Source organism: Amycolatopsis sp. CA-161197 (assembly GCF_050942255.1).
Taxonomy (GTDB): Bacteria; Actinomycetota; Actinomycetes; order Mycobacteriales; family Pseudonocardiaceae; genus Amycolatopsis.
On record NZ_CP192059.1, the window covers coordinates 1,702,204 to 1,729,011 of the forward strand.

General features: G+C 70.3%; 20 protein-coding genes. 10 read left to right on the plus strand and 10 right to left on the minus strand.

Annotation, left to right across the window (positions count from 1 at the left end; all coding sequences use genetic code 11):
• Positions 1–121 precede the first annotated feature (121 nt).
• Positions 122–304: a hypothetical protein gene (locus tag ACQPXB_RS08390; protein ID WP_432850612.1), complete on the plus strand. Its 183-nt coding sequence runs from the start codon at positions 122–124 to the stop codon at positions 302–304.
• Between the two features lie 262 nt (positions 305–566).
• Here the strand turns inward: ACQPXB_RS08390 and ACQPXB_RS08395 are convergent, their stop codons facing one another.
• The 4 genes from ACQPXB_RS08395 to ACQPXB_RS08410 form a co-directional block, all read right to left on the minus strand.
• The gene (locus tag ACQPXB_RS08395) at positions 567–1,766 is read right to left on the minus strand and encodes a tyrosine-type recombinase/integrase (protein ID WP_432850614.1); all 1,200 of its coding nucleotides are present in this window, start codon (positions 1,764–1,766) and stop codon (positions 567–569) included.
• 865 nt (positions 1,767–2,631) lie between these two features.
• Complete coding sequence (locus ACQPXB_RS08400; RefSeq protein WP_432850616.1) at positions 2,632–3,861, minus strand: DNA-methyltransferase; 1,230 nt, start codon at positions 3,859–3,861, stop codon at positions 2,632–2,634.
• A 329-nt stretch (positions 3,862–4,190) separates the two neighbouring features.
• On the minus strand, positions 4,191–5,330 hold the full coding sequence (locus tag ACQPXB_RS08405) for a TRM11 family SAM-dependent methyltransferase (protein ID WP_432850618.1): 1,140 nt from the start codon (positions 5,328–5,330) through the stop codon (positions 4,191–4,193).
• Between the two features lie 68 nt (positions 5,331–5,398).
• Complete coding sequence (locus tag ACQPXB_RS08410) at positions 5,399–6,196, minus strand: hypothetical protein (RefSeq protein WP_432850620.1); 798 nt, start codon at positions 6,194–6,196, stop codon at positions 5,399–5,401.
• On the opposite strand from ACQPXB_RS08410, the gene ACQPXB_RS08415 reads away from it, so the two are divergent.
• The 9 genes from ACQPXB_RS08415 to ACQPXB_RS08455 all read left to right on the plus strand — a co-directional run bounded on the left by ACQPXB_RS08415 (position 6,186) and on the right by ACQPXB_RS08455 (position 19,267).
• Positions 6,186–6,320 (plus strand): hypothetical protein, encoded by a 135-nt coding sequence (locus ACQPXB_RS08415; RefSeq protein ID WP_432850622.1) that lies wholly within the window; start codon positions 6,186–6,188, stop codon positions 6,318–6,320. The two genes, ACQPXB_RS08410 and ACQPXB_RS08415, sit on opposite strands and share 11 nt — an antisense overlap.
• A gap of 713 nt (positions 6,321–7,033) precedes the next feature.
• Positions 7,034–8,080: a sigma-70 family RNA polymerase sigma factor gene (locus ACQPXB_RS08420; RefSeq protein ID WP_432850624.1), complete on the plus strand. Its 1,047-nt coding sequence runs from the start codon at positions 7,034–7,036 to the stop codon at positions 8,078–8,080.
• The gene (locus ACQPXB_RS08425; RefSeq protein WP_432850626.1) at positions 8,071–8,610 is read left to right on the plus strand and encodes a pilin; all 540 of its coding nucleotides are present in this window, start codon (positions 8,071–8,073) and stop codon (positions 8,608–8,610) included. Before ACQPXB_RS08420 ends, ACQPXB_RS08425 begins: the two co-directional genes overlap by 10 nt.
• Positions 8,611–9,144: 534 nt before the next feature.
• Positions 9,145–11,049 carry a hypothetical protein gene (locus tag ACQPXB_RS08430; RefSeq protein ID WP_432850628.1) on the plus strand — a complete coding sequence of 635 codons (1,905 nt, stop codon included), beginning with the start codon at positions 9,145–9,147 and terminating at the stop codon, positions 11,047–11,049.
• 13 nt (positions 11,050–11,062) lie between these two features.
• Positions 11,063–12,406, plus strand: a complete 1,344-nt coding sequence (locus ACQPXB_RS08435) for a PrgI family protein (RefSeq protein WP_432850630.1) — start codon at positions 11,063–11,065, stop codon at positions 12,404–12,406.
• Between the two features lie 6 nt (positions 12,407–12,412).
• Positions 12,413–14,365, plus strand: coding sequence for a VirB4 family type IV secretion system protein (locus ACQPXB_RS08440; RefSeq protein ID WP_432850632.1), 1,953 nt, complete (start codon positions 12,413–12,415; stop codon positions 14,363–14,365).
• A gap of 29 nt (positions 14,366–14,394) precedes the next feature.
• Positions 14,395–16,965: a helicase HerA domain-containing protein gene (locus ACQPXB_RS08445; protein ID WP_432850634.1), complete on the plus strand. Its 2,571-nt coding sequence runs from the start codon at positions 14,395–14,397 to the stop codon at positions 16,963–16,965.
• A gap of 132 nt (positions 16,966–17,097) precedes the next feature.
• Positions 17,098–18,180 carry a replication-relaxation family protein gene (locus tag ACQPXB_RS08450; RefSeq protein WP_432850636.1) on the plus strand — a complete coding sequence of 361 codons (1,083 nt, stop codon included), beginning with the start codon at positions 17,098–17,100 and terminating at the stop codon, positions 18,178–18,180.
• 106 nt (positions 18,181–18,286) lie between these two features.
• Positions 18,287–19,267: a C40 family peptidase gene (locus ACQPXB_RS08455; RefSeq protein ID WP_432850638.1), complete on the plus strand. Its 981-nt coding sequence runs from the start codon at positions 18,287–18,289 to the stop codon at positions 19,265–19,267.
• 220 nt (positions 19,268–19,487) lie between these two features.
• Here the strand turns inward: ACQPXB_RS08455 and ACQPXB_RS08460 are convergent, their stop codons facing one another.
• The 6 genes from ACQPXB_RS08460 to ACQPXB_RS08485 form a co-directional block, all read right to left on the minus strand.
• A complete protein-coding gene (locus ACQPXB_RS08460) occupies positions 19,488–20,468 on the minus strand; it encodes a hypothetical protein (RefSeq protein WP_432850640.1) in 981 nt (326 codons plus the stop codon).
• A gap of 476 nt (positions 20,469–20,944) precedes the next feature.
• The gene (locus ACQPXB_RS08465) at positions 20,945–21,241 is read right to left on the minus strand and encodes a hypothetical protein (protein WP_432850641.1); all 297 of its coding nucleotides are present in this window, start codon (positions 21,239–21,241) and stop codon (positions 20,945–20,947) included.
• A 53-nt stretch (positions 21,242–21,294) separates the two neighbouring features.
• Positions 21,295–21,525 (minus strand): hypothetical protein, encoded by a 231-nt coding sequence (locus ACQPXB_RS08470; protein WP_432850643.1) that lies wholly within the window; start codon positions 21,523–21,525, stop codon positions 21,295–21,297.
• A 118-nt stretch (positions 21,526–21,643) separates the two neighbouring features.
• Positions 21,644–22,069 carry a DUF4262 domain-containing protein gene (locus tag ACQPXB_RS08475; protein ID WP_432850645.1) on the minus strand — a complete coding sequence of 142 codons (426 nt, stop codon included), beginning with the start codon at positions 22,067–22,069 and terminating at the stop codon, positions 21,644–21,646.
• A 786-nt stretch (positions 22,070–22,855) separates the two neighbouring features.
• Positions 22,856–24,613 carry a VWA domain-containing protein gene (locus tag ACQPXB_RS08480; protein WP_432850647.1) on the minus strand — a complete coding sequence of 586 codons (1,758 nt, stop codon included), beginning with the start codon at positions 24,611–24,613 and terminating at the stop codon, positions 22,856–22,858.
• 48 nt (positions 24,614–24,661) lie between these two features.
• Entirely contained in the window at positions 24,662–25,822 is a 1,161-nt protein-coding gene (locus ACQPXB_RS08485; RefSeq protein WP_432850649.1) for an AAA family ATPase, read from the minus strand.
• Between the last annotated feature and the right edge of the window lie 986 nt (positions 25,823–26,808).

A 26,808-nucleotide genomic window follows, 5' to 3' on the forward strand; every position in this document is an offset into this window, starting at 1 on the left:
AAGGTCACGCCGGTGCAGGCGCCGGCGGCGTCGCGGCGGCTGATCGAGCTGGTCACTGGTCACCGCGGGGCCCTGATGCGCGACGCGCGGGAGGCCGGGCCGCCCCAGCCGAGGAAGCCCGGTGATTCTCGAGACCCTCACCGTCCGCCAGGAAAACGCCGTTCTGTTCGCCGGGATCGCGGCCCCGCCCATGAACCTCCTCGGGCCCGACCTGGTTCGCGATCTGGTGTCCCTCATCCAGGAAACCGAGGCCGACGACACGGTCCAGGTGCTGGTGTTCACCAGCACCGACCCCGATTACTAGATCATCCGACTACGTGTCGGACCGTTCGCAACCTCTCGAGGCAATACAGCTAGCACACCGCGCTCCCTCAGTGGTGCGGGACCTGGCGGCTTCCGAGACGCGTCCGACGCCGGCCTGCTGAGCACGTTCTCCAGCGCCGTCCTGCCCACCTCCGGCGCGTCGGCGAACAGCTCTCGCAGCATCGCGATCTTCTGCTCAACCGTCCGCGCCTCGTTCCTCCAACTGTCCTAAAGAACTTCACTCGACACCAAGCGCCGAGGGGCTACGCCGCACATCGCCATGTCGACTGCTCGGCGGGCGTCGCGCTACCCGCGACTGCCTTCTCCCAACGGGCCTGCAGGAGATCGAGGAGTCGCTCCTCGACAGCCCTTGCGACGTGGGAGTAGGTCTGTTGAACCTTGTCTTTGAGTTCGTGCCCGAGCCGGAGGGCCTGGGCGATCTCGGGGATGCCGTCGGAGATCATCCAGGTCTTGTGGCTGTGTCGGAGCCCGTGGAACTTCAGCCCGGGTTTGACGGCACGTAGCCTGATCGGAGCGTCGAGGATGTGGGTGTTGCCGTCGGCTGCGAGCCGGAAGGCGCGGCGGGCGAAGTTGCTTCGCCGGTGGAGTGCGCCATCGGGTGTGACGAATACGTGGCGGTGAGCGTGGGTCGCCAGGTGGGCGCGCAGAAGGCGGACGAGGAACGGGGGAAGGGAGACCTCCCGCACGGACGAGTTGGTTTTCGGCGGTCCGAGGAACATTGCCCCTTTGCATGGTTCGTGCAGGCAGCCGAAGTCGGGATCGATGACGATCTTCCCGGTGTCGTCGTCGAACAGGTGGACGTTGATCCTGTCGAGGCCCGTCAGTTCGCCCCAGCGCAGGCCAGTCCACGCTGCGGTAACGATGAGCAAGGCCGCCCCAGGGCCGTAGACCAACGCCGCTTGGTCGGCGATGGCCAGCACATCGTCCGACTCGCTCCAAATCTGGCGCACGCGACGTTGCGGACGCTGGCGGCGGCCGCGACGAGGCTTGCGGATCGGGTTGGCCGGGAGCAGATTTTCGTCAGCAGCGTCGGACAGCAGCATCGAGAAGCATTTCATGATGCTATCAACGGTGCTGGGCGCAAGGCCCAGAGCATGTAGTTCTTTCTTCCACACCCTCGCTTTGAGGTTGGTTATTTCGGGCAAGGGATAGTTTTTCCATTTGGGCATGATGTGCACTTTGAGGAAGCTGCGATAGTTTTCTTCGGTGCGCTGGTCGACGTCGAGTGAGTCGATCCAGCCGGGTTCGGCGAACGTACCGAGCAGCGTCTGCTGTGTGGTGGGATCGACCCAGACGTTGCGTCTCTGGTCGGTTTTCATGTCGGCGATGTAGGTGCCGGCGGACTCTTCATCGGTGAAGTCCGGGATGGATCCGATGGTGCCGTCATTGCGCCGGAAGCGGACTCGGAAGGTGCCGTTGTCGCACGCTTCGGTCCAGGCCATGGTGAACTCCTTTGCAGTGGTGAGGGGGTCAGGTAGGGGTGGTCACCATGAACGCTCACCCTGCGACAGAGGGCCAGCCTGTGGTCAAGAGAGCCTCTGAAATACCTCAATACTCAACGCGGATTCAGGCGGTGGCGCCGCTAATCCGGTGAGCGGTTATACGGGGGCCTCGGCGTTGCGCGGCGTCGTCGGCCGGTGCCGCGCTGCGGCGGCCGTGCCGTCGCTCCGTTGCGGACGATGCCGGCAAGATCGGCCTCGGAGAAGCGAAGATGCTTGCCGAGGAAGGTACAGAGAACCCTGCGTTCACCGGCTCGTCTGCGCAGCCATGACTCCTTGATCTTCAACCTCGCGGCTGCCTCCTTCGGTGTGAACAGCAACGGTTCGGCCGAGGATCCTCCCTCGACGGATGGGTGCCGTGCTGGAGGCATGTCGTCACGGTCATGTCGTTCGGCGAGGCTCATGAGGAATTCTTTCCGGGTTACGAGCGCAGCCTTCGGGCAGCGCGGTCTAGCTCTCGGGGACGGCAGCTTCGGGCCGCTACGGCAGGAGGACGGGGAGCAGCCGTCGGATTCGTCCTCCTCGGTGCTGGGTCGGCCGCGGGTGGCGTCAAGGTCGAATTGATCGAGTGGACACAGAGAGCGGTGGAGGAAGAACTGGCTCGCATGGGTTTCCTTCGGCGTTCGTAGCGCTCGCGACGCGGCCGATCGGCCAGCCACCGATGTCGTGGATGGACGGCGACGGGCTGTGGATTATGCGCCTTGGGTCGTGGCGAAGTTGTCGTCGCCGCACCTCGGTCGCGCCGACGTTGGCGCTGTAGCCGTGAACCGACCAGGAAGCTGTCGACGACGAGTCCACTCGGGCGATCTCATGGCTCTCGCCGCGGGTGGTGAGGAGGGCGCCGTTGCGCGCCGGCGACGTCGGGTGGATGCGGGCCGGAGGTGGTGTGGGGGCTTCTGTGCGCTGCGGCCTTGGCTCGCTGTCGAGGATCGCGGGCGCGCCATTCGGCCAGTCGGCAGTAGTCGGCAGAAGCGTCGACGGAGACTCCGGTGCGGCCGAGCATGGCAGCGACCAGCGCGGTTGTTCCGGTACCGCCAAAGGGATCGAGCACGACGCCAGGAGTCGTGGGTGCGGTCGCATCCGGACAGGCACACCGGGCGCTGCCGGGGTGTCGCGCAGTGCGATGCCGCCGGTTCTCGATTCCGGATGTATCCGGGTGGAGGTCCTCTCCCCGTCTCGCGCCGAGCACGGCCGGCTGACGGTCACCGATCCCCTGCGCGGCGACACGGGGGCCCCGGCCTGCGCCGCATCTGGCGCAGACTTCGCGCGGTGACCAGCCCCGTATCAATCGGCGGGGAAGTTCCATGGGAAAGGCGGCGAAGTGGTCCACCTCGAGGTCGGCGGGCACGGTCAGTGGCTGCGTGGGGACCTCCCACACCGAGCCGGGTATCCGGCCACGTGAGTGTTGTTTGGTCCAGGCGGCGCGTTGCTCGTGCTTGCCCGATCCTGGGTGTTTGATCCGGCGCGAGAGTGCCCGATCGCCGTTGTACAGCTCACGGATGTCGTCCACCGCCGAGTAGTAGCGGGGCGTGAGGGTGAAGTGGAACCACTGCTCGTGCGAGCGGCGCACCCGGTCGGTCACCGACTCAGGCAGCCCGTTCGGCTTCGACCAGATCACTTCGGCACGCAGCGTCAAGCCCAGCTCGTCCACGCAGCGGATGGCGTAGCGCCAGGGAAGTCCCAGCAGCGACTTCTCCGGGACGCCCCCGCGGTTCATACCTGGCCGGTGTCTGGTGTGGTCGTTGTCGTTGAGGCCATCGCGTCTGGCCGCCCGCGTCGAGGAGCCGCGAGTGGCGTATTTGTCGCCGAGGTTGATCCAGATTGATCCGGTTGGTTTGAGCACGCGGATGCATTCGCGGGTCGCGTGAAGCAACGCGTCGAGGTAGGCGGTGACGGTGGGTTCGACGCCGATCTGGCCATCGTAGTGTCGGCCGCCATCGGTGTAGGAGCGCTGCATGTAGTACGGAGGACTCGTGACGACGAGGTCGACACTGTCATCGGCAAGAGGGAGAGCACGGGCGTCGGCCTGGAGGATCACGGGCATTGGCTCCGGGGGCGCGCCGCTGGGCCGTGCCTGGTGGGGACGCTGCGAGGTCCTACTCGATGGTGACGGCACGGCTCAGCTCTCCAGCGTGTCGAAACGGGGTTCGGGCTGAATGGGGTTGTCGAGTCCGCTTGGTCCATTGGGCGACGCCCCGGCTGCGGGGCACAGAGCGATCCGTGGGGACGCACCGGCCGTATCGGCGTCGTGGCCGGGCAAGCCAGGGCGCGTGGTGGGGCAACGGTGGCTGACGGCCGCGCGCCGCGCTTCCGCGGGCCACCGATAGCGGGAGTTCCACCCGCAGTCCCCGCAGTGCACGAGCGTGCTCATGCTCCCCACCGCCCGCGACCTTCGCTCTCGCGACCTTCGCCGTGCTCAGGCCGCGAAGCGGGACCGACAGTGGAAGCACAGCGGGATGAGGTTCGAGGACGGCGCAGCACGATAACGTCCTCGTGCGCGATCAGGTGCAAGGGCAAACCCAGCTCGCGCTGTTTGCGGATGAAGTCGCGCTGGAAGAACGAGCCGCGCGCGATCAGGTCCTTTTCCGCGACGCGGGCCAGCAGGGCGACGCAGCGCTCCACCGGCACCAGACCGGCCGCCTGGCCGCAGGCGATGATCTGCGAGGGCAGGTCGATCAGTTCCGAGTGCTCGCGCCACGGCCGCGCGGTAATCGCGACGTGCCCGCCGGGGCGCAGCACAGCCGCGCACCCGATGAGGATGCGGGTGAAGCCGGCCAGCAGCCGGTGGTGGCCGACGTTGGCGAGGTTGCCGCGATCGAGCGCGGAGCCGTAGCGGTGGTGGTACTTGTGCACCTTCCCGTCGTCGGAGTCGGTGGCTTTGGTGACGACCTGCCCGTGCAGCGACGGCCCGTATGGGGGCGAGGTCACCACCAGCGCGACCTGACCCCGGTACTTCTCCGGCAGCAGGAACGGCAGCTGTCGCGCATCACCCTGCACAACCTCGCCGTCGTGATCGTGACCGCGTTCGCGCGCCAGCGTGAGGTTCGCTCGGGCGACCCGGACCCAGTGGGGTTCGTACTCCACGCCGACCGCCCGGCGCCCGGCGTCGATCGCCTCCACGAGTGTCGTCCCGGAGCCGGCCATGGGGTCGAACACCAGATCCCCGCGCCGGGTGCAGCGGGCGATGGCGTGCGCGGCCACCGCCGGGAGCATCTTCGCCGGATGCGCGGTCGAATCGGGCACGTAGCGGCCCTTGCGCTGCGCCGCGGGGGAGGTCTGCGCGGTCGCCCACACCGACACCGGCACCTCGCCGCCATCGGTCGCCCCGGTCGCAGTGGCCGGGCCGGTCGGGTCGTTTCCGGTCGGAGTCTCGTGCTGCGCCGGATGGCTGTCGCGGCCGTGGTCGAGCACGTCGATAAGCACGCGAGAGATCGGCACGGTCGGGTGGTCAGCGCCGTGCGCGGTCGGGTCGGTGGCGGTCGATGCCGGGAGGAACTGGTGGAACATGTGCGTGGCGCCTTTCGGAGAGGGGAGAGCGGCTGATGCGGACCCCGTCGGGTCTGGCGACAGCGGGGTCACCGGCCACCTCCCGCACCGGGTGCGCCGCCGGGCGTGGCGGTCCCCGCGTCGGTCCCGGGAACCTGGGCGCCCGGGTCGGCGGGTTGGGCGAACGCGAGAACGTCGCCGTGCACGCGCAGATGCGGCGCGGGCAGTCCGCGCACCGTCGCGCGGTGCCGGGTGCGGTCGTACTCCGCGGCCGCCGCCGCGCTCGGCGCGGCGTGCAGGCGCCCGTTCGCCACGGTGGCGTGCAGCGCGACGATGTGCTGCAGGTAGAGCAGGTCGGCGTGCTGGCACGCGGCCACGATCGCGCCGCTCGGGTCGATCAACCGCCCCTGGCTCCAGTCACTGTGCGTGTACACCGCGAAGATGCCGCCATGACGAAGCCGCCCTGCCGCCAGCAGTGCGAGCCGGTCCAACGACACGGCCTCGGCCGCGCGGGCGGGCAGCGAGACGAGCACCAGATCCGCGCCCGCGCCGCGTGCCGGATCCGGCACGCCCACCGTGTCGAGACCGGCGCGAACCGGAAGCGAGGGCGCCGCGGCGAGGGCCGCGGACGGGTCGCTCGTGTCGGTGACGAGCTCGGCCCAGAACGGTCGTGACGACGCGGCGGAACCGCCGGCGCGGACGTCAACGGTAACGATGTCGGCGGTGCGGTCGAGTGCGCGCACCGCCTCTCGCGCCGCCACAGACTCCGCGCCACTCCCGATGGCGCGGTCGATGTCCGGGGTCGTGCCTGTGGTCGGCGCGGGGTCCAGCTCGACCAGCACGACGTGTGCGCCCGGGTCGGTGAACGCCGTGGTGATGGCCTCCACGATCGGTACCGGCCACGCCGCGTGGGTGTCGATCGGTTCGGGTCCGCACGTCCACACCGTCGCCGGAGTTGGCCCGGTCGAGGCCGGTGCCGGGCGCCGTCGCGACGAGGTGGGCGCGCCCTGAGGACGTGTGGTCGCGCGGGTCCCGCCGGCGCGCGGCGCGGTGGCGCGTGTGCGGGCTCCGGGGTAGGGGGTGCGGTCGCCGCCGCGCCGGGTGCGCGGCGGGCGAGCCGAGTCCGTCCGGCGACCAGGACGGCCGTCCGGGGACTGCGCACGCTGGGTCATAAGAAGCCTCCTGAAGCCAGTGCCGCCGGAGCGTGCCCGGCGGTAGATGCTGTCACCGGCTAACTCCGAAAAAATGGCCGTCCGGAGACACGCACCCTCGCAAAAATTCGGAAACTTCCGAGATTCACGATGACCACAGACATTTCAGGTCACTCACGATAAGCACGAAAGAAACCCATCACTAAATTGATAAATTTTGCTAGTGACCCTGGCGCCCTCGACGGCGGGCTCAAGAAATTGCCACAGCCCCTTGCCGTCGCCACATCCCGCGACCGTCGGCGACGAGCAGCCCTTGAGGCGGCCCGGTCGCCCGGCGACATCTTCCACGAGTTCTCCGCAGCTCACGGGGACTCCTAAGGAGCGCCTCAAGCGCCGTGGACATGTCCTGCGGGCCGGCGGTCGTGGCCTGGGATCAACGCGCTCACCGCCCGCTTGAGGCGCCCCTTTGAGGCGTTTGTGAGGCGATTCTGAGGCGCTTGTGAGCCGGTTTTGAGGCGACTCGGATGGCTCTCTGGTGGTTGCACTGATTCCGCTTTCACCAGGAGCTGCGACATGAATTCATCGTCACCGCACAACGGCCGCGAGCCCGGGGTTTTCTCGCTCCACCACAGCGAGGATTACGCATGGGACAACGGGGTGTTCGACACGGCCGTCACGACCTTCCGATGGCTGGTGACCGGCCCGCATCCCGTGTGCGTGGACGGCGCCTCCATTCCCGGACTGCCCGCGCGCCCGGTGGCGCTGGACGAGCTCGGGGCGCGGCTGCTGGCCGAGGAATGTTCGCAGGCCACCCGCGACGCGGCCTGGACCTACCTGATCACCCGGGCGCGGGCGGAGGGCGGCACGTGGACGATGGCGTGCGTCGGCCTGGCGATGCCGGTGCTGTTGCCGGTCGCCGCGCAGCTGACCAACCGCTTCCGTGGCGACAAGCACGACATCCACGCCGCCGTCGTGACCGGGTTCCTCGCGGCGCTCGGTGAGGCCGATCTGGACCGGCCGGCGATCCTGGTGCGCCTGCGCTGGGCGGCCTACCGCGCCGGGTATGCCGCGCTGCGCGAGGCCCTCGAGGCTGCCCCGCCGACCGACGACGTCGGCGTCCACGCCACGCCACCGCACCGTTCGAGTGGACACCCCGACCTCGTCCTCGTGACCGCCGTGCGCGCGGGTGTCATCACGACCGACGACGCCGCGCTGATCTCGGCCACCCGCTTCGGGGACCTGTCGCTGGTCGAGGCCGCCCGCGCGCGCCGCCAGTCGTACCGGGCCGCGCAGCAGGCCCGCCACCGCGCCGAGCAGCGCCTAGCGCGCTACCTCACCGAGCCGGTCGCCGACCCCGCCGACGACGCGTCGGCACCCGCACCGCGCGCCAGCGTGCGCAGCCACGCCGACGGCGCCCGGCACCCGGTCCTGCGGCGCTCCCCGACGCACCGACAGCGGCTACGCAACGTGACACGCGTAAGTCCGGAGCTGGCGGAGAAAGTCGCGCGCCCGGTGTCTCCACACGGCCCGAAATCCGGAGTTAGCGCACGCGGGACCCGGCTGCCCGCACGCCCGCACCGCGGCTCGGCGACTCGTCAGGAGACCCGCTCATGCGACTGACCCCGCTCCGCCACCACCGTCCACACCCGACACTCGCACGCCCCGCCGGATCGTGGGCCTGCGCGCCGCGACCGCGACCTCATCGACCAGGTGCCCAGTCAGGGCCGGCAGGCACGCGCATCGGACCGCGCCGCACAGGTACGACCGACCTTCCGTTCTCGCCGGCAATAGCTCGGCGGCGGCGCGGTGCGCGGCACGGCCGTGTCGCCCTGGTCCTCGGGCCGCTGGTCGCGGCCGGTCTGCTGCTGGCGTCCTCGGTCGCGCGAGCGGACACCGTCGAAGTCCTCGCGCTCGCCCAGACCGTTGATGAGGTCCTGACCAACATCCGCAACTGGGTGCTGGGCCTGCTCGCCGGCATCGCCCTCGTGCTGTTCACCGTCGCGGGCCTGCGATACCTGCTGGCCTCAGGTGACCCCGGCGAAATCGAAAAGGCCAAAGGCGCCTTCAAAGCCGGTTGCATCGGTTTCGCGCTCGCCGCGCTCGCCCCGCTCGTGGTCGAGATCCTCAAGGGCATCGTGGGCGGGGTGTGAGCGATGACCACCACCGGCACCACACCTCCAGCCCGCCCACGCCGCCCTCTCCGGCGCCGGCCTGCCGCGCCGATCGTGCGTCCCGCCCGACCCACCGACTCCGGCCGCGTCCGCGACGGTGCCGCCACCGAGGCGGGTCGCGACGAGCGGCTCATGGTCCGTCCGCCGACAATCCCCGTCCGGCCCGGTCGCGGACGCGGCGGCTGGCGACGCTGGATGCCCCGGCGGCGGTGGGCACGCGCGCTCGCGGTGCTGGTGCCACTGCTGGCAGCCGTCGCCGGTATCGCGCTGAGCGCCTCGGCCACGCCCGGCCCCGTGCCGGTGACCGCAGCGGCGGTGGCGCTGGCGCCCGCGCAGCCGCCAGTGCTGCCACTGCCTCCGATAGCCAGCTGTGCTCCGGGCTCGACCGATCCCGGATGCATGCTGCCCACCGGCACTCAAGCACCGACCCCCTCGGGGCCGCCCAGCACCCCCCTCGTGCCGCCGCCACAAGTGTCGTCGCAGCCACCGGTGTCCTGTTTCCCGGGTGCGCTGATGCCCGAGTGCGGCGGGCTCGGCGGCACCGCCTCGGCGCCCGCGCCGTGTGACGGGCCGGACTGCATTCCGCAGCCGGTCCCCATCGATCCGAACGCGCCCGGCCAGCCCCAGGCCCCCGGCGCGGGCACCGGGGATACGGCCGATGACTGCGGGATCACCGACCCGGTCGCGTGCGTCACCGAGGGCATCGACAGCTTCTTCCGCGGCGTGGTCACCGACGCCCTCAACCCGCTGCTGGACCTGCTCGGGCAAAGCCTGCTCACCACACCGGAGCCGAGCTCGCTGCCTTCCGTCGGGCAGTTGTGGACTCAATCGTGGCAGGTCCTGCTCACCGTCTACGGGATCATCGTCCTGATCGCCGGGATGATCGTCATGGGCTACGAGACCCTGCAAACCCGCTACACCATCAAGGAAATCGGGCCCCGGGTCATTCTCGGGTTCCTCGCCGGGACGCTGTCGCTGTTCATCGCGACCAAGGCGATCCAGTTCGCCAACGCCCTAGCCGGGGCGGTGATGGGCTCCGGGGTCAGCCCGCAGGCGGCGGGCAAGACGCTGACCGACATGGTCACCTCCAACTTCGGCGGCGGGCTGTGGCTGATCTTCATCGGCCTCGCCCTCGTGGTGATGATCATCGTCTTGCTGATCACCTACATCGTGCGCCTGATGGTGACGATCATGCTCATCGCCGCCGCACCGATCGCGCTGATGTGCCACGCCCTGCCCCACACCGAGGGCATCGCCCGATCATGGTGGAAAGCCTTCGCCGGAGTACTGGCCATCCAGATCGGCCAGTCGCTGACGATGGTCGCGGCGCTGCGGATCTTCTTCGCCCCCGGCGGCTTCACCGCGTTCGGCCCGAACCTCAACGGCGTGATCAACCTGCTGCTGTGCCTCGCGCTGATGTGGGTCCTGATCAAGATCCCGTTCTGGTGCCTGCGCCCGATCACCGGCGGCCGCTCGATGCTCGGCTCGCTGGTGCGCGGCGCCATCGCCTACAAGACCATGGGCCTGCTCGGCAAGGGCGCGTCCCTCTTCAAGGGCAAAGGCGCAAGGCCCAGCGCCCCCGAGGGCCCTCCGCTGGACCCGCCGGCCACGCGCTCGGGCCAGTTCACGCTGCCGATGCGCCTGCGTCGCGTGCGGCCCGGAGCACCCCGGTCACCGCGCCTGGGCGAGCTGCCGTCCGCCGATGCCGAAGCGACGCGCCAGCCCGGCCCCGGGCAGATGTCGCTGTTCACCACCAGCGGCTCCGGAAACAAGCGCGCAGTCGCGCTCAACCCCCGAGCCCTGCCGCCGGACCCCCTCCCCGGAGCGCTGCCCCGCGACCAGCTCGGGCTGCCGATCACCACCCGCCGCGACCCCGATCGACTCGGCCGCCACTCGCTGGCCGACGAGCTCGCCGAACGGCAACCAGGCATGCCGCCGCCCGTCTCCCAGCCCGGACTGCTCACCCCGGACGGGCGGATCAACCGCAACGCGCGCCCGCTCAAACACCTGCCGAACGCGCTGATCGCCCCCGGGGCCGGGATGCTGCCCCTCCACCTGCGGCCCGCACCACCTGGCACGTCTCGCCAGACGCTCGCCGACGACCTCGCCCACCCCGCACCGGCCGGGCCAGCCCAGCAGACCGGACCCGGGCTGATCACCCCCTCGGGCCAGATCAACCGGGCCGCTCGCGCACCACGGCGCCCCGCACCCGACGCCTACACCGGCAACCGGCCGAAATCCTCAGGCCAGTACCCACTGCCCTTGAACGTGAAGAGCCAGCCCACACCTCAGCCCCCACCCGCGCCGCCTCCTGTCGCCGGCGGCGCGGGCGCCCCGGCAACGCCGAAACGGCGAGCCGGAACGCAGCTGCCCCTGCCCCTGGACCTGCCCGGCCGTCGGGGCCGCAACAAGAAGTGAGGTCTTACTCGCCATGACGTCTCCCGTGCGCGTGCCCGCCGATGTCGACCGCCCCGACCGGATACTCGGGCCGCTGACCGCCCGGCAGCTCGCGATCCTCGGCATCGCTGGCCTCGGGCTGTGCGGTCTCTACTCGCTCACCCGCACCGTGGTGGCGCTGCCGGTGTTCCTCATCGTCGCCGTCCCTCTCGGGCTCACTTTCACCGTGCTGGCCCTCGGCCAGCGCGACGGGCTGTCTCTGGACCGCCTCGCCCTCGCCGCCGTGCGCCAGCTTCTCTCACCACGCCATCGGGTCGCCGCTCCGGAAGGCGTGCGCGCCGCTCCGGCCTGGCTCACCGCCCAGCAACCCGAGAGCCACACCCGCGGGCGCAAGCGGCGACCAGTCTCGGCGGAGCCGGTATCCCCGGCACCGCTGGAACTCCCAGCGACCGGTGTCGCCGACACCGGCGCCCAGGCCGGGATCGTCGACCTCGGCGCCGACGGGCTCGCGGTCATCGCCGTGTGCAGCACCGTCAACTTCTCCCTGCGCATGCCCGCCGAACAGGAAGCGCTGGTCGCCTCGTTCGCCCGCTACCTGCACAGCCTGACCGCGCCCGTGCAGATCCTCGTGCGGGCCGAACGGCTCGATCTCGCACCGCAGATCACGCAACTCCGTGCACGTGCCGGCGGGCTCCCGCACCCCGCTCTGGAAGCGGCCGCGCGCGACCACGCGGACTTCCTTGCCGAGCTCACCGCCCAGGCGGATCTGCTGCGCCGCCAGGTGCTGCTCGTCTTACGCGAACCCCTGCGCACCGGCCCCACCGCTGCCGCGTCGAGCGTGCTGCCGTGGCGACGTCACCACCGCGACGAGCAGCCGGTCGATGAGGGCGTGCGGCACGCTGCCGAGCAACGGCTGATGCGGCGCCTCGGCGAGGCCATCGAACTGCTGACCCCCGCCGGGATCGTGACAACCCCCTTCGACGCCGCCGCCGCGACCGGCGTGCTGGCCGCGGCCTGCAACCCCGACACCCTCCTGCCGCCCTCGGCCGCACTGGCAGGAGCCGAGGAGGTCGTCACCTCCACCACCACCTTCACCGACCTCTACGGCGCCGATGACCCCGCCGACAACCCCGATGACGAGGCTGACCCGGCGCCGGCATCACGCCTGCACCGACCGGGCCCCACGCCCATCGCCGCGCCCACCGCGCGTCGCGCTCCGGCGACGCGCTCCGCCCGCCCGTCGGCTCGAGGTCCGGAGTCCACACCCGGCGAGCCCGCGCCCACTCGGCCGCCGCGCTCGGCCCGCGTGCAGGCCTCGGGCCCGTGGCTGTCGGAGGACGAGGACTGGGACTACGACGACGAGATCGAAAGCAGGTAGCCGCTCATGGCCCGCACCAGAACCCACCACACAGCGGCCCAGTCCGGATCGGCGAGCGCGTTCACCCCGGACGCGTTGTCGGTCTCTGCCCGCCACCTGGAGGTCGGCAACGAATTCGTCGCCAGCTTCGGCGTCACCGGCTACCCGCAAGAGGTCTACCCCGGATGGCTCGCCCCGCTGCTGACCTACCCCGCCCGCCTCGACGTCTCGGTCCACATCCAGCCCGTCGACCCGGCCACCGCCGCCAGCGGACTGCGCAAGCAACGCGCGAAACTCGAATCCTCCCGCCGCCACAACACCCGCCACGACCGGCTCGACGACCCCGACCTCGACGCCGCCGCCGAGGACGCCGCCGACCTGTCGCGGCGCATCGCCCGCGGCGACGGGAAACTCTTCAAATTCGGCCTCTACCTGACCGTGCACGCCCCGGACGAGACCACGCTCGCCGAGGAAGTCTCGGCGCTGCGGTCGCTGTGCGCGTCGCTGCTGCTGGACGCCAAACCCGCCACCTACCGGGCGCTGCAAGGCTGGGTGAGCACCCTGCCGCTCGGGCTCGACCCACTCGGTCTGAAAAGGACGTTCGACACCGCCGCGGTGTCGGCGGCCTATCCCTTCACCTCACCGGACCTGCCCCCGACCGACCCGACCACCTCCACGCCGACCGGGGTCCTCTACGGCTACAACGTCGGATCCTCGGGGCTGGTGCACTGGGACCGCTTCGCCTGCGACAACTACAACTGCGTCGCCCTGGGCCGCTCCGGCGCGGGCAAGTCCTACTTCGTCAAGCTCGAGACCTTGCGCAGTCTCTATCGCACGCTCGGCGACAACGAGAACGAGTGGGCCACAGCCGGGGTGCAGGCGTTCGTCATCGACCCCGAAGACGAGTACGCCCGCCTCGCCGCCCAGGTAGGCGGCACCTACGTCCACCTCGGCGCGAGCGGCGTGCGGTTGAACCCGTTCGACCTGCCCGTACACACCGACCCCCGAGGACGGCGCACCGCACCGCAGGACGCCCTCAAGCGGCGCAGCCTGTTCTTGCACACCGTCCTGGAAGTGCTCTTCGGCGCGGAGGTCACCGCCGCCGAGCGGGCCGTGCTCGACACCGCGATCACCGCCACCTACCACCGCGCGGGCATCACCGATAACGCCCGGACCTGGACCCGCCCAGCGCCGCTGCTGCGCGACCTGCGCAACGTCCTCGCCGCCTCCGGCGACGGCGGTGACCCCGTGGCCGGTGACCTGGCGGCCCGGTTGCATCCCTTTGTCGACGGGTCGTTCGCCGACCTCTTCGACGGGCCCACCACCGCCACCCCCGACGGGCATCTCGTGGTGTTCTCCCTGCGCGACCTGCCCGACGAGCTGCGCGCCATCGGCACTCTGCTGGTGCTCGACGCCGTCTGGCGCCGCGTCTCCAACCCCGCCTTCCGGCGGCCCCGGCTGGTCGTGGTCGACGAGGCGTGGCTGCTGATGCAACAGCCGGCGGGCGCGAGGTTCCTGTTCCGCATGGCCAAAGCCGCCCGCAAACATTGGTGCGGCCTGACGATCGCGACCCAGGACACCGCCGACGTGCTCAGCAGCGATCTGGGCAAAGCCATCGTGAGCAACGCCGCCACGCAGGTACTGCAACGCCAAGCGCCGCAAGCCATCGACGAGATCGCCGAAGCGTTCGACCTCTCCGCCGGAGAGCGGCAGTTCCTGCTCTCGGCCGAGCGCGGTCAGGGCCTGCTGTGTTCAGGCACCCAGCGAGTCGCATTCCAGTCGCTGGCATCACCCACCGAGAACTTCCTCGTCACCACCGACCCCGCCGAACTCGCCCGGTTCGCCGAGGACGACCCCGACGCCACCGACAACGGCCTCGCCGAGGCCTACATCGACCTCGGGTCAGCCAACCCTGCCGACGCCGAGTTCGACGGGGACGAGTTCACCGACGCAGGACCAGTCGACCTCGGCCCCGCGTGACCCGACCCCACTCGGAAGGAAGTTCCGCTATGTCCCTGCACGCTGTGGCATCACCGGTGATGAAGAACTGGGTGGGTGACTACCTGCGCAACCCCGGCGGCGTCACCGGGCACCTGCTCGCCGCGCTGGGCGACTGGGCGCTGGCGTGGGGGCCGGTCGTCATCGCGGCCCTGGCCCTGGCCGTCGCGGGCGCAGTCGCGGCTCGCCGCTGGCGGCGTGTTCGCCGCCAGGCAGCGCTGCAGGCCGATGCTCGCCGGATCACCGTGCTCGCCCCGCCCACCGTCGACCCCGCCGGCGGCGCCGCGGTCTGGTCCAACCTCGTCGGGCTGCTGCGTCCTGCCTGGCGGCGGTGGTGGGCCGGGCAACCACACCTGGCGATGGAGTACGTGTTCGGCGAACACGGCGTCACCGTGCAGTTCTGGATCCCCGGCCTCATCCCACCCAGCCTGGTGGAACGGGCCATCGAGGCAGCCTGGCCCGGCTCCCACACCCGCACCAGCCCCGCCGCGCCCCCGTTCCCCGCGCTCGAGACCGGGCACCGGCGGATCACCGTCGGCGGCCAGCTGCGCCTGGCCCGCCCCGAGGCGCTGCCGATCCGCACGAGCTTCGACGCCGACCCGATCCGCGGGCTGCTGGGCGCCCCGGTGGGGCTCGGCCGCGACGAACGGGCCTGCGTGCAGATCCTCGCCCGCCCCGTCACCGGCCGCCGCGTCGCCCGGGCCCGCCGCGCCGCCCGCCGGGTCCACCACGGCTCCTCCGGCCGCCTCGGCGGGCGCCTGCTCGACGTGCTCACCCCGGGGGCAACCGCCACCCGTTCAGGCCGGACCACCGACGCGCGCCGGATCAGCCAGGACCCGCAGCTCTCGCTGGAATACTCCGCCCAGAACAAGGCAATCGTCGGTAAACAACGCGGCGCCGAGTACGAGACCCTGGTGCGCTACGCCGTAGCCACCGACCTGCCCGCCCACGACGCCGACGCGGCGCGCCGGGCACGCGACACCGCCCGGGGCCGGGCACACGCGCTCGCGGCCGCGTTCGCCGCCTACACCGACCACAACCACTACACCCGCACCCGCCTGCGCCGCCCCGCCCACGCACTCGCCACACGACGCCTCGACCACGGCGACCTGCTCTCCGTGCCCGAACTCGCGGTGCTGGCACATCTGCCCACCGACGCCGAGATCCCCGGCGTCGAACGCGCCGGAGCCAAGGCCGTCGCCCCGCCGCCCGGGATCGCGACCCCAGGGCCAGGTGTGACACCACTGGGACAATCCGACACCGGCCACACCCGGCCGATCGGCCTGCGCGTCGCCGACGCCCGGTATCACCTCCACGTGATCGGAGCGACCGGCTCCGGGAAATCCACGCTGCTGGGCAACATCATCCTCGACGACGTCGACAACGAGCGCGGTGTCGTGCTGATCGACCCGAAAGGGGATCTGGTCACCGACATCCTGAACCGGCTCCCGCGCCGCGCGGCCGAGCGAGTGGTGCTCTTCGACGCCGACTCCCGCCACCGCCCACCCGTCCTCAACCCGCTGGAGGGCGGGGAAACCGACCGCGAGGTCGACAACCTCGTCTCCGTCTTCCGCCGGGTCTACTCGGCGTTCTGGGGCCCGCGCACCGACGACCTCATGCGCGCCGCCTGCCTGACACTGCGGGCGCAAGAAGGCGTGCCGACCCTGGCCGAGCTGCCGAAACTGCTGACCAGCGAGGCGTTCCGGTCCCGCATCACCGCCGGCCTGACCGACCCTGTCCTGCGTGGATTCTGGGAATGGTACGACGCGCTCACCGACAGCTCACGCTCCCAGGTCATCTCCCCGCTCATGAACAAACTGCGCGCGTTCCTGCTGCGGCCCTTCGTGAAAGAAGCCATCGCCGGCGGGCGATCCACAGTAGACATGGCGGACGTGCTCGACCACGCCGGCATCTGCCTGGTCCGCATCCCCAAAGGCTCCCTTGGGGAAGAGACCACGCGGCTGGTCGGCTCGCTGGTCGTGGCTCGCACCTGGCAGGCCACCACCGCCCGCGCCCGCGTCCCACAGCGGCTGCGCCCCGACGCCCACACCGTGATCGACGAATGCCATAACTTCCTGAATCTCCCCTACCCCATGGAAGACATGCTCGCCGAGTCCCGTGCCTTCCGCAACGGCTTCATCCTCGCACACCAGCACCTCGGGCAGCTGTCGAGAGAACTCAAAGAAGGCCTCTCCACCAACGCCCGCAACAAAATCATCTACTCCGCCTCCCCCGAAGACGCCCGCGAACTCGCCCGCCACACCGCGCCCCGCTTGTCCGAGCACGACCTGTCCCACCTCGGCGTCTACCACACCGCCACCCGCCTGGTCGTGCGCGGCGAGGAGACCGAGCCCTTCACCATGACCACCACCCCTCTGCGCGACCTGATCCCCGGCCGGGCCCGCGAAATCCGGGCCGTGCTGCGCGCCCAGCGCCGCGCCCACACCTCAGTAAGCAGCGAGGCCACGGCGCCGCACACCGGCGCCACCGCCGTCACCACCACGACGCGGCCCGCGCAGACCGGGCTCCGGATTCCTCCGACCCGCCCGTCCAACACCGATCCCCGCCGAGCCCGCCCCTAACCCGCCCCGCGACGAGATATTCCGTCACACCACAAAGAAACCGCTCGAAGGACCGGTCCCGTCCGGGGCTGATCTCCGCCTATTCACAGCACTTGTCCACAGCTTGTTGACCCCTCGACAGGGGAGGGCCCGTTGATCACGACGACCACCCGCCAGCACACCCTGCGCGGTCATCTGCCCGGCCGCCACACCGCCCGCGCCGCCGGCTCGATCGAGCACCAGGCCATGCTCGCCGCCCGCCTCACCCTCCGCGACAAGTGGGTCTTGGCCCTGCTGCACGAGCACCGGGTCCTGACCACAGCCCAGATCCAGGACGCCGCGTTCCCCTCCGGCCGCTCGGCGCGTCAGCGGCTGCGCGATCTCTACCTCTGGCGCGCGATCTCCCGGTTCCAGCCCTTCCAGCAGCTCGGCTCCGCCCCGATGCACTACGTCCTCGGCCCGGCCGGGGCCGCCGTGCTGGCCGCCGAGCACGGCCTCGAGGTCAAGGACCTGGGCTACCGGCACGACCGTGCCATGGGCATCGCCCACAACCAGCGCCTCACCCATACCGTCGGCGTGAACGACTTCTTCACCTCCCTGATCGCCCGCACCCGCCGCACCCACACCGACGCACTGGTGGCGTGGTGGTCCGAGGCCCGCTGTGCCCGGCTTTTCGGCGACCTCGTCATCCCCGACGGCTACGGCCGCTGGCGCACCCGCCACCGCGGCGGCGGACGAGAGCTGGAGTGGTTCCTTGAGTTCGACACCGGCACCGAGTCCCTGACCAAGGTCGGGCGCAAGCTGGCCGGCTACGCGCGGCTGGCCGACTCGACCGGGATCGCGACACCGGTCCTGGTGTGGCTGCCCACCACCCGCCGCGAGGCCGGAGCCCGCGCTGCCCTGGCCCGCGCGCACGCCGACCTCGACGACCCCCGCACCCTCCCGGTGGCCACCGCCGCCGCCGACCTTCTCGACCCCGCCGCGCCGCATCCGAGCCCGGCCGAGCCGGTGTGGCTGCCCTTGACCTCAGCACGAGCCGATCGCGCCGGCCCGCGACACAGCCTCGCCGACCTCGCCGACGCCTGGCCCGGCCTGGCACCGCCGGCCGGTCCCGACGCCGAGGGCGACGAGGCCGAGGCGGGTGATGACACGGCGGCCTCGCCGTATCGGCTGCCCCCGCCGAGCCCCATCGGCCCGCCGGCCACACCGAACCGGGTCGCACGCGGCGAGCACTGAGCCTGCGAGCACTGAAGCCAGCGCGCCTTCCGCATTCACCCCGATCCCGCGGATTGCTCGCCCGCCGACTCCCGCGCGCCAGGCCAGAAAGGAGAGCGAGCCAAGCATGGGACCCAAACTCGCGGCCGGCGTCGCCGCGTTGATACTCGTCATCCCGCTGCTCATCGGCGCCGGGGTCGCCAGCATCGTCAGCTCCCTGTTCGGCAGCAGCAGCGTGCCCAGTTCGCTCAGCTGCACCCCTAAGGGCACACCGACGGGAACAGTGCCGGGCTTCACCGCCGAGCAGATGGGCAACGCCGCCACCATCGTCGCGGTCGGCAAGCAGATGGGCGTTCCCGAGCGAGGCTGGGTCGTCGCCATCGCCGCCGCGATGCAGGAATCCAGCCTGCGCAACATCTACTTCGGCGACCGCGACTCGCTCGGTCTGTTCCAGCAACGACCGTCGATGGGGTGGGGCACCCCGCAACAAGTCACCACACCGACCTACGCGGCGACGAAATTCTTCGAACACCTCACCGCCACACCGAACTGGCAGCAAATGAGCATCACCGCCGCCGCGCAATCGGTGCAGGGGTCCGGGTTCCCGAACGCCTACGCCCAGCACGAAAGCAAGGCACGGGTGATCGCCAACGCCCTGTCGGGGGTCCGCTGTCAGCCCGCGCACGCGACGACCGGAAGCGGTGATTGCGACCGTATTGAGGCCGCTACCGCTGCGGCGATGACCGCGATCAACTACGCCTGTGGGCAACGGGGGCTGCCCTACGTCTGGGGTGGCAACGGCCCGGACAGCGGGGACAGCGGCTTCGACTGTTCAGGGCTGACCAAGGCCGCCTACGACGCGGCCGGGATCGTCCTTCCCCGCACCGCGAAGACCCAATATCAAGCAGGGCCAGGGGTACCCGACGGACAGGCACTCCTCCCCGGAGACCTCGTCTTCTACGAACCACCTTCCAGGGTCTGGCACGTAGGCCTCTACATAGGAAACGGCAAAATGGTGAATGCCCCCGACGTCGGCCAGCCCGTGCAGATCGCCAACTCCCGGTACCCCGGAGATGGCTACATCGGCGCCACCCGCCCCGCACACTGATCAACGAGAAACATGACGACAAGGACGGATCCCCCCCGAGCAATCGCGAACATCCGTGCTCCCGGCAGCCGCTGGCGGCCGGGGAACGATGCTTGATGGCAGGTACGGGCCGGGCGGGCGGCGAGGACGCCGACATTGCGCCGCCCGTCGTGCCAGACGACGTTGTGCGTGGCACCAGCCGCCACGCACAACGTCGTCTGGACAAAACCGCGCGTGGGAGTCAGGCTTTCAGCCCGGAATCGTCGGCGCCGCCGGGCGTTGCGGGAACGTCGGTCTTGTCCTGATTGATGGTGAACCGCTTCGGCGCCTCGCACGTTTTGATCGCGTACCCGTCGGCGACGAGTTTCTCCAACGCGTTGTTGACCGCACCGCCCGAACGGCCGAGGTCCCTGCCGATCTTGGCAGGCCCGAAACTCCCGCCCGGATGGTCGGTCAGGTACTCCTCCACCAGGGCCCGGAGTCCACCCTTGGGCAACCGGTCGCCGTCCGTGCTAGCGGTCTCGGCGACCGCAGGCAGGTCCACCGTAGACGGCCCGGTCTCGGCCGCCTCGCCCACAGGCTCCCCCGCTGCGGCACCGGGCACCGGTGTGACGCCACTGTTCTCGGCGTCGGCGTCGGCGGGCGGGACGGCCGCATCCTCAGCAGAGTCCGTGGCGGTGCTGTCCGAGGCGGAGGCGTCGGTCGCCAGGTCGCCGCTGGTGTCCGAGCCGACGGTCGGCTCCTGCACCGACGTGGGGTCGGCGGCGGCCGGGTTTACGGCGTCGGCCGCCTCCCTCGCATCCGTGGCCTCGGTCGTGGTGTCGGCGATTGCGCTGGCGTGATCGCTCGGCACCTCGGCGCTGGGCGTCGCGTTCGTTTCCGGCTGGGCGTCCTCGACGACGGCGGCCATGGCGTCATGGTCGGGTGTCGCGAGAGCCCAGGTATCGGGCGTGCGCGGGCTGTCGCCTGCGGTCCGGATCGCGGTGCCCTCACTCTCCCAGCGGGCCAGGAACTTCGAGGCGGTCGAGCGACCGACCCCGGCCGCCATCGCCACGGCCGCGGGGGTGGATCCGGGACTGTCCATCAGGGCCGCCCTGACTTTGTCCTCCGTGGTCGGTGCGTTGGGCTGCCCGGGTGCGTCGGACACGGCGTGCAGGTGGCGGTCACCGTCAACGGCGGCGACGCGGATGTGGTGGTTCTTCGCGGACATGACGAACTCCATGTCTTGGTACGAAACAGAATGGGATGGAATGGTCGTGCCCGGCCAGGGCGTCGGCCCGGCCGGTGCGCATCCGGTTGTTCGGGCTACACGTCTATGAACGCTTCGTCGTTGTCTCCATGTCAAGCGATTCGTCAAAGAAGACATGTGTCTCGTGTGGACACACCGTCGCCCGGGTCACCGGACGCGGCCAGTTAGGCGAAGATACAGACCCGGCTTGACATTCGCGCACGCACGGAGTGTCCATAGACCCCGTCCCGCGCGAACCCCTACCCCGATTCCGACAAGGACGTGTTCCCTATGGACGACGACTTCGCTGTGGCGAAGGCGGCGGGGAGTTAAAGCGTGGGCTGCAGCGGTTGCTGGAACGAGTCGTCGCGAATCGGGCGCTCCTGGTTGCAATCCGCGCGCGTCAGGCTCGGTGTTCGGTGACATGCTGTCCGCTCCTGGCAGTTGAGGGGCTGGGCTGGCGCGGGGAGTCAGTAGGCGGCGATCACGGCGCGGGCGTGTGGGTCGGCCAGGACTGGGTGTGTGGTGTGGCGTTCGTCGGTGATGAGCTCGCGCAGGCCGAAGCGGGGCGGCCCGCCTGCGGGGTCGGTCCATCCATTGATGGCGGGCAGTATCGACAGGGCGTGGGCGGTCCGCTCGGCGGCGGGATCGCCGTCGAGGTAACCGAACACCTCGATTTCCAGCTCTACCGCCGTGTCGTCGGCGGTGAGGGCATAGCGCAGGTGTGGTGGCAGCAGCGCGTAGCTCGTCGAGGGCGTCGGGGGCACCGGGTCGCGTGGTCGCCACGTCCGAGGTAGAAGTCGGTGTAGCTCGACACTAGTTACCACTCCCTTGCCAGGTTGGTGTTGTAGGGATTCGGGCCCAGTGGTGCGGGGACGCAGGCGTAGGGGTCAGGCGGCGGGTACGGTGGCGGCTCGCCGTAGCCGACGCCGTCCTGGTCGCGCTCGGCGGCGCGGCCGAGGATGTAGGCCAGCACGATTACCGGCGTCCACGGTCCCGGCAGCACGACGGCCAGAACCGTCCAGAAGAGACGTTTTTTCCTGTCCTGCATGGACCTTCTCCTCGTTGCGAGTGCGCAATGGTGGTCAAGGGCTGTCGTCGGAAATTCGCGAGTGGCCCCGACCGGGGCCGGATCTGCGGCGGGATGTGCCGCACGCTCTCCGTTTGGCTCAATCGGGCTTCCGGGGATGCCTCACGCCGAGTACCGGCTGACCGCCGCGCCCGTCTCGGAACGACGAGGTCCAGGGGAATCGGCCTGCCTCGTCGGAGTACACCACCTGTAGCGCGCGAACAGCGGTGCCGTACAGCATTGTCGCGACGTGCAGGTGAGCCGAGGAGTCCGTGAGCGACACGAATTCAACGCCCAGCAGGCCCGCCAGTGTGCACACGTCTCCGTGCCGGGGCGGATCATCTCGGACCGATCGCTCGGCGACGTGGTGCAGCAGCGCATCGGCAGATGTCGGCGACAGGCCGACGGCGACGAGTTCCGACATTCCGTGCGCCGTCATCCCGACCGTGTAGGCCAGTGGTGGCCGCGATCCGGATCCCGCCGCGAACTGAATCGCCCACATGTGTTCGTCCAGTGTTGCGCGCACCCTCGCCATGTACGCCCGCACTCGCGGGTCGGCAGAATCGCCCCGATCAGGCATCCTCGACACCCTTTCCCTTCATGGAATGGAATCGGGTGCGCGCCCGCGCAAAACCCGACCGCCGGTCGATGGGCCCGTCTCGATCAATCTGGGGCCTCGTTGTTCGTCGTGTGGAGGCAGTGCTGGTTGTGGCCGGGGTCGTTGTGAAATTCCCGGGGCGCGGTGTCGGTGCCGTGGTGGTCAGACTCGGGGTCGAGGTGCGCGCGCAAGGTCGGCGAGGCCGGCGACTCGCGCGACCGGTCCCCAGGATGCTTCGCAGTACGGGCACTGGCCGAGCAGCAGCCAGCTCCACACCGGGTCGGGCCCGGTCAGGTCCGGGATGAAGTACCGGTGATGGCCTCCGGTGGCGACGGCGATGAGGTCGTCCCGGAGTTGTGTGGGGCCCGATGCCGTGGTGGCGGTCGGGATCGTCGTACACGGTCACCGTGTCGACGTCGACCTCAAGGGCGGTGGCGACATGCACGGCGGCGATCAGTCGGCGATCCCACAGCCGCCAGAAAGCGCGGCGGTCGGCGAAGTCGCGCGGGGCGGTGGTCATGAACGCCCACGTGTCGGCCGCGCCGTGCGGCCGCGCCGTTCCCGGCAGGGTGGGCACAGGGGCCACGGCGCCCGGTGGCATGGCAGGATCGGGCGGCGTGTTGCGCGGGGTGGTCATGGCTGGCGCCTCTTTCCGTGGCGATCGTCGGGTGTGGCCCCCGGGGCGAGGCGGCCCCGCCCCGGGTGGTGGCGGGTTCAGCGGGTGGCGCGCAGGGCGGCGGTTGCGGCCTGTCCGATGGCGCGGGCGCTGGTGGCGGGGTCGGTGAGGGTGTGCACGGTGGCGCCGTTCATCGGGTCGGTGCCGAGCTCGTCGGGCGCGAGCCACAGCACCGCGCAACCGCTGCTGCGCAACCGGTCAAGCTTCTTCTGGCCCGCTGCCCGTTTGTCGGCCTCGAATTGGCCGTCGGAGATGATGACCAGTAGGCGCGCGGCGGTCGGGCGGCCCAGGTCGAGGGCGCCGTCGAGGGCGTCGATCGCGGTGCCGATGACGTGCCCGCCGCGTCGGGTGCCGAATTGGGTGACGGTGGCCGGGGTTGTTCCGGGGCGGGTGATCGGGGTGACGATGCCCGCGCCGAAGGTCACCGTCGCGGTGGTGGCGGGTACGGCGGTGTGGCGGGCGGCGTGGGCGAGGATCCATGCCGCCGAGGCCACGGGGTCGGTGAAGGCACCCATGGAGTCGGTGACGTCGCAGATGATGCCCAGCCGCAGCGGCGGGGCGGGCACGACGGTGCGGGTGGTGCGGGTGAACGGTTCGGCGGTGGGGATCGCGCCCGCCGCGCGTTGCGCGTCGGCGGTCATCGCGCCCCGCATCCGCAACCGCCCGGGTGGCACGGTGGAGCGGGTTTTGGTGGCGGTGCGGTCGCGGTGTCCGGCGGTGGTCAGCGCTCGCGCGAGCTGCCGTGCGGCGGTTTGTTCGGTGCTGCGCGGTGCCCGGGTGCCCTGGATGTGGCGGGCGGTCGGGTCGTATCCGCTTGCGGCGCCGCCGAAGACCGTGTTCGCGGCTTTCTGTGCCTGCTGGCGCGCTTTGCCGTCGGCGGCACGGGCGTTCATCGCTTGCGTCGCGGGGTCGGTAGGTGCGGGTTCGGTGGCGACCGCGCGGCCGATCGCGGCGGTGGCGCTGCTGATCGCCTGTGCCAATGGGGACGGTGTGCCGTTCCCGTTCCCGGTCCCGTTGGCGCTGCGGTCGGGGGTGCCGGGTGGCTGGTTAGGGTCGTCGCCGACTGTGTCGCACCAGCGGCGCCCAAGTTCGATCATGGCGGCGGCGTTGTCGTCGGCGGTGCGGTGTGCCGCGCGCCAGATCACGCGGAGTTGGGTGAGGGTGTCGGTGCCGAGAATGTCGCGCACGACGCGCTCGACGCGGGTGACCTCGCGGCGGTTGAGGACGCCTGCGTCCACGCGGGCCAGCAAGAGTGCGGCGCTGTGGGCGGCGTCGTGCCGGGTCATGTGCGGTGCGGCTGCGGGGTCATTCGCTTGGGTGTCGGCGAGGATGAGGTTGGTGGCGCTGGCGCGCAGCCAGTACCGGTCGCCCGGGCGGCGGCGGACTTGTGCCGCTTCCATCCGGGTTTCTTCCAACAGGTTCGCCGCCGCGACCGCGCCCGGGGGCGCGTCGCCGGGTGCGCGCCACCTGGAGTGTTTGGCGTGGCCGCACTCGTGAGTCAATAGCCCCCATGCGGTGCGGTAGCGCGTTCGGTCACCGACTCGGTGAGGTTCGACGGTGGCGGGGTCGACACTCTTGTCCACATGGGACCCGTCGACCTCGATGGTGGCGAGGTCGGGGAAGAAACAGGCGGGGGAACCGTGTCCCGCCCCGGGTGCGACGATCACCGCGAGGTCGTCACGGTCGGCGATCGAGGGGACCTCCTCGCCGAACGCGGCGGACAGGGTCAGCCACCCGGGTGCGGCGGGAAACACGGCGGTAGGTATGGCGGCGGGGGCGGCGATGTGGGACGTCATGACGTGTGTCCTTTCCGGACAGTGTCGCGCGGGTCGGTGTTGGCGGGGTTAGAACTGTGATCCGAGTGAGAGCGGGGCGACGTTCGCGCCGAACACATTCCGTACGACCTCGGCCACCACCTCCCGGTCCTCCTCGGGGGCGATGCCGACCAGGTTTCCAGCGGCGGCGACGGTTCCCAGCACATCGGCGATGCGGTTGAACGCCATCAGCTCACGCAATTGCGGCGCCCACCCGATCTCGCCCTTGTCCTGCCGTTGGGCCAGGTTCTTCGCCGCGCGCACCGCTTTGGGGTCGATCTTGAGCCGGGTGGCGAGGTCGTAGTCGGTGGACACGTGAATCTGCGCGGCGAACCGTGACGAGAGCGCGTCGCTCAGCACCGCGCCGTGCACCCCGGGGTTGTGTCCGGCCACGACGTAGAACCCGGGCGCGGCGTCGACCACCTCGTTTTTGTGGGACTTGATCAGTATCTGGCGGCGTCCGTCCATCGCGGGATACACCACCGCGAGCACGGTCGGCGGGATGAGGGTGGCGTCGTCGATGAACAGTGCGCGCCCCCCACGCATCGCGGCCACCAGCGGGCCGTAGGCGAATTCGTAACGGCCGTCGGGGGTTTGGGTGTAGGACCCGACGAAGTCATCGACCACGGTGTCGCTGTCGCCCTGGACTGTCACCAGGTCGTCGAACGCTGCCTCCACCACCGAGGTCTTCCCGGTACCGGGCGGGCCGTACATGAGCGCGGACACGCCCGCGTCCCGCAACCGCCGTAGCGCGGTCACATCCGACAGCCCCGACAGCTTGCGCGGGTGGTACATCTGCCCGTTCGGGCGGCGCACGGGAGCGGTGACCACTGCGGGGAGGGCGGGTGCCGGGGCGGGGCCGGGTGGGGCGGGCGGGGCGGTGGCGCCGCGCGGGGTGACCGTGGCGGTTTTTGCGGCGTCGGCGGTGGTGTCGGTCGCGCGGTAGGTCATCGGGTTGGTGCCGACCCTTTCGGCTTCCCCGCGCGCTTCCAGCGTCGCCAACGCGTTGCCGACCGCGCCGGACGATTTGCCGAGTGCGTTCGCGATGGTGCCGGGGGTGAGCGTGGCGACCGGGTTGTGGGCGAGTAGTTCGGCCACCATGCGGCGAAGTTCGCCGTTGCGCAGTCGGTTGGCCGCGCCCGGGGCGGCAGACGTGCTGCCCGGGACCGGAGTCGTGGCTGGCGTGGTCATGGTGTCGGGTCCTTTCGTGCGGGTTCGAACAATGGGGGCGACGGGGCCGTGCGGGGCACGGGGCAGGCACGTCACCAGCGGCGGCGTGCCCGATGGGTGCGGCTTACCCGGGGAGTTCGACCTACACCTCAGGGTTTTCGTCGTAAATCCGTTCGCTTTCAATAATGCACATAGCGGTCCCCGTTCGTGAGTTTCGGATTTTTCCGGCTTCCCGGAGTATGTGGCCGGGGCGGTTTGTGGTTTCCGGTTTCCCGGTGACACAGCAAACGTAACTCGACCCCGCGCGGAGCGCAATAGTTTCCGGGATCAATTTCGCGGAATTTCTTCCATTTGTCGACGTGGAGAAAACGAATTCACGGAATTGTTTGCGCAGGTCAGACAGTTGCGGGTCAGCCTGGGCTGGGAGCGCCGGCCGCAGCGGAAGCCGCGGGCAGATATAATTTTTGAATAAAAAGAAGCGAAAGACAAGGGAAGGGGAAAGCGAGCGAAGTGCATTGGCGACCAGTGGTGAAACGATGATCGGGCCACCTGACACCGCCGCCGGGCCTGATGTGTTTACCTGCTTGGGGTCAAGCGAGTCTGGGACACCGGTGGATCCCCCTGGAGGGGTCCTGAGCTGCGATAACGGTCGACACGGGGGGATCCGCCTTAGGCGGATACCGGAGGACGAGGCTGAGTGGCCGGGTCGGCGGCCCCACGGCTGGCAGTCACGCTCCGAGTCGTCACCGGCCGCGCCTGTCGCGCGGAGTAGGCGGGCCACTGTGTGCGAACGGGCCCTCGGGGCCCTCTCGTCGCACCGGAAGCACCGGAGGCCACCATGGCGCCGGAGGGCCTCTTCGGTGCGCGGAAGGCTTCGGCAGCACCCGATCCAGAACGGTGGCCGGATTATGGGGTAATACCGGTTCACGCCCACGACGTTCTTTTTCTTCACCCTCGACGATTGTGCTGCCACGGTGGACGCTAGCATCGGCGCGGGCGGTACCACG